Source organism: uncultured Campylobacter sp. (assembly GCF_938040115.1).
In the GTDB taxonomy this organism is placed as follows: Bacteria; Campylobacterota; Campylobacteria; order Campylobacterales; family Campylobacteraceae; genus Campylobacter_A.
In genome coordinates, this window is the sequence record NZ_CALHXD010000114.1 from 1 (window position 1) to 3,422 (window position 3,422).

Annotated in this window: 4 protein-coding genes; all 4 read right to left on the reverse strand. The window is 50.8% G+C overall.

Annotated elements, in window-relative coordinates:
- The coding region (locus Q0314_RS04430) for a hypothetical protein (RefSeq protein ID WP_298056952.1) at positions 1 to 79 on the reverse strand (79 nt) is incomplete at its 3' end.
- A 296-nt stretch (positions 80 to 375) separates the two neighbouring features.
- Positions 376 to 1,056 (reverse strand): triose-phosphate isomerase, encoded by a 681-nt coding sequence (locus Q0314_RS04435; protein WP_298056944.1) that lies wholly within the window; start codon positions 1,054 to 1,056, stop codon positions 376 to 378.
- Positions 1,053 to 2,255: a phosphoglycerate kinase gene (locus Q0314_RS04440; protein ID WP_298056946.1), complete on the reverse strand. Its 1,203-nt coding sequence runs from the start codon at positions 2,253 to 2,255 to the stop codon at positions 1,053 to 1,055. The genes Q0314_RS04435 and Q0314_RS04440 overlap by 4 nt, the downstream gene beginning before the upstream one ends.
- A gap of 2 nt (positions 2,256 to 2,257) precedes the next feature.
- Positions 2,258 to 3,268, reverse strand: coding sequence for a type I glyceraldehyde-3-phosphate dehydrogenase (gene gap / locus Q0314_RS04445; protein WP_298056950.1), 1,011 nt, complete (start codon positions 3,266 to 3,268; stop codon positions 2,258 to 2,260).
- Between the last annotated feature and the right edge of the window lie 154 nt (positions 3,269 to 3,422).

Consider the following 3,422-nt stretch of genomic DNA (forward strand, 5'->3'; position numbering starts at 1 on the left):
AAGCTTCGGCGATGCCGTAAGCGATAGATTTGGCGTTAGCGACGCCGACGATGAGACCCTTTTTGCCTTTTAAAATCATTATTTCTCCTTTAAAATTTGCTTGGTTTTTGAGCGCTTTTTGGCGATTTTGTTAAAATTTTGCTCGGCAGACCATCCGTCTAGCCTACGCAAAATTTTAACTACAAAGCCCCAAAAATCATCTCAAAATCCTTTGCAATTTGAAATTTATAAAATTCGACAAAACACCAAATTCTAAACGTAAATCGACAAGCGGAAATATCGCTAGGCGGATTTAAATGTTTTGAAGTAAATTTCGTCTCAAGACTAGGCATATAGCCTGTCGCAGGGCGAAATTTACGAAATCATTTAAAGACGTCAGCGAGATGACGCGCTAATAAGTTCCAAGAAACCAGAGGCGTCCCAGCTCGCCGTACCTACCAACACCCCATCGCAGTTTTTGATCCCCGCTATCGCGCCGATATTTGCGGCATTTACGCTACCTCCGTAAAGTAGCGGCGCGCTCGTTTGCTCGCGGATGAAATTTAAAATGCCTTCGATTTGCTCCGCGCTCGCACTTTTGCCCGTACCTATCGCCCAGATCGGCTCGTAGGCGATCAGCAAGCGCTCGTAGCCAAGCTCGATGTTTTTTAGCTGCTCGGCCAAAAACTCCTTCGTACCGCCTGCTTCGTTTACGCTCAAATTTTCGCCGATGCAGTAGACGATCTGCCAGCCAGCCTTTGCGGCGAAGTCAAATTTAGTGCGCAAAAGCTCCTCGCTCTCGCCCAACTCTCGCCGCTCAGAGTGCCCGATCAGCACGCTTTTTACGCCAAACTCGTCCAGCATCGCCTTGCCGATCTCGCCGGTGTGAGCGCCGCTTTCGCACGGGTAGAAATTTTGCGCGCCGAGTTTAAATTTATGAGCGGCAAGATCAAATGCGCTAAACGGAGGAAACACCGTCACGTCGTCGTTTGCGCTTAAATTTGCGTCTAAAATTTCAGCGTATTTAGCAAAGCTCGCTCTGGTGTGATTGCACTTTAAATTTGCTAAAAACCTCACTCCGCAGCCTTTCTAAGCGGTTTTATGCCGGGTAGCTCCTTGCCCTCGATGAGCTCCAGGCTCGCGCCGCCGCCAGTCGAGATAAAGGTCATCTCGTCGGCATCTCCCGCGCGCTCGACCACGTCTGCCGTATCGCCGCCGCCAACGACCGTAGTCGCGTGAGTGTCGATGATGGCGTGGCTCATTTTGATGCTGCCTTTGCTAAATTTATCCATCTCAAAAACGCCCATCGGCCCGTTCCACCAGATGGTTTGCGCGTCGGCGATGACCTCTTTAAAGAGCCTAATCGACGCAGGCCCGATATCTAGCCCCATCCAGCCGCTAGGTATTTCTTGCGCGGGGACGAATTTCACGGCGCTTTCAGCTGAAAACGTCTGAGCCGCAACGACGTCGACAGGTAGGTAAATTTTAACGCCAAGCTCCCTGCCCTTTTGCAAAATTTGCCTCGCGTCCTCAATGAGATCCTCTTCAAGCAGCGAATTTCCGATATTTTCGCCGAGTGATTTTAAAAACGTAAACGCCATGCCGCCGCCAATTATCAACTTATCCACGCGCGGAAGCAAGTTGTGCAGGGCTTGCAGTTTGCCGCTTACCTTGCTGCCGCCAACGACCGCGACAAACGGGCGCGCGGGGTGCTTGATGAGATTTTGGGCGAAATTTATCTCCTTTTGCAGCAAAAATCCCGCCGCTTTATGCTTATCGTCGTAAAATTTAGTGATCGCCTCGACCGAGCTATGCGCCCTGTGGCAGACGCCAAATGCATCGTTTATGTAAAATTCGCCGTATTTAGCAAGCTCGCCGGCTAGCGCCTCGTCGTTTTTGGTCTCTCCCTTTTCAAAGCGCAAATTTTCAAGAAGTAAAATTTCGCCGGGTTTTAGCGCGGCGACTTTGGCTTTGGCATCCGCGCCGATGACGTCCTCGGCAAATATCACGTCCCTATCAAGTAGCCTAGAAAGCCTCTTTGCCACGCCTCGTAGCGAAAATTTCTCCTCAAAGCCGTTTTTCGGTCGTCCTAGGTGGCTAGCCAAAACCACGCTGCAGCCGTTATCTAGGCAATAGCGGATAGTAGGGATCGCCGCGCGAATTCGGCGATCATCGGTGATGTTTAAAAACTCGTCCATCGGCACGTTAAAATCGCACCTGATGAATACTTTCGCGCCGCCCAGCTCAAGATCGTTGATCGATAAAATTTCACTCATTTTTAGCCCTTTACGGCGCGCAAAGCGAGATCTATAAGGCGGTGCGAGTAGCCCCATTCGTTGTCGTACCACGCAAAAATTTTAACCATATCGCCGCAGATCACCTGCGTAGTATCGCTAGCTACGATGCTGCTGTACGAGCTCGTACAAAAGTCGCTGCTAACGCGCGAGTCGTCGTCTACGAGCAAAATCCCCTTCATCGAGCCGTCCGCAGCCTCTCTAAACGCCGCGTTTATCTCCTCCGCGCTTGCGCTCTTACCCAAAATCGCCGTTAGATCGACCATCGAGACGTTAGCAACCGGCACGCGGACCGCTTGGCCGTGCATCTTGCCGTTTAGCTGCGGGAGTACTTTGGCTATGGCCTTCGCCGCGCCTGTCGTGGTCGGAGCGATATTTAGCGCCGCGGCGCGCGAGCGGCGGAAGTCTTTGGCTTTGACGTCAACCAAGCTCTGACCGTGCGTATAGGCGTGGATCGTCGTCATAAGCGCCTTTTGGATGCCGAATTTTTCATCAAGTACCTTTGCCACGGGCGCTAGGCCGTTTGTGGTGCAGCTGGCGTTTGAGATGATCGCTTCGCCCGCGTACTTATCGTCGTTCACGCCAATTACGAAAGTAGGGGTATCGTCCTTCGCAGGGGCGCTCATCACGACCTTTTTCACGCCGCGCGCAAGATAGGGTTCGCACTTTTCTGTAGTTAAAAATTTACCCGTGCACTCCAAAACCACGTCCACGCCGTAATCTGCGTAATTTAGCTCGTTTAGGTCGCGAGTCGAAAATACGCGGATCTTTTTGCCGTCAACCTCGATGTGCCCGTCGTCTATGATCCGCACATCGTGCTTAAACTCGCCGTGCACGCTGTCGTATTTGAGCAGATAGCGCGTCATATCGCGCGTCGCCGTATCGTTGAATGCGACCAGCTCGACATCCTCGCCGGCGAAATTTCGCTCCAAGATGATGCGCGCCGCGCACCTGCCGATACGTCCAAAACCGTTGATCGCGATTTTTACTGCCATAAGTTCTCCTTTTTTTCGGATTTTCGGAGAGAATTTTACTAAATTTGGGTTAATCTTTGATTAAATAAAAAGCCGCGAAATCTATGGTTTACTTTTCAACTATATAATTCGCGAACTTTTTTTAAAGGAGAAAAAATGAGACGAATTGTATTCT

Bases quoted from the DNA above. Each gene is read 5' to 3' on its own strand.
- Q0314_RS04440 (WP_298056946.1), bottom strand. From the start codon at position 2,255: ATGAGTGAAATTTTATCGATCAACGATCTTGAGCTGGGCGGCGCGAAA.
- gap (WP_298056950.1), bottom strand. From the start codon at position 3,268: ATGGCAGTAAAAATCGCGATCAACGGTTTTGGACGTATCGGCAGGTGC.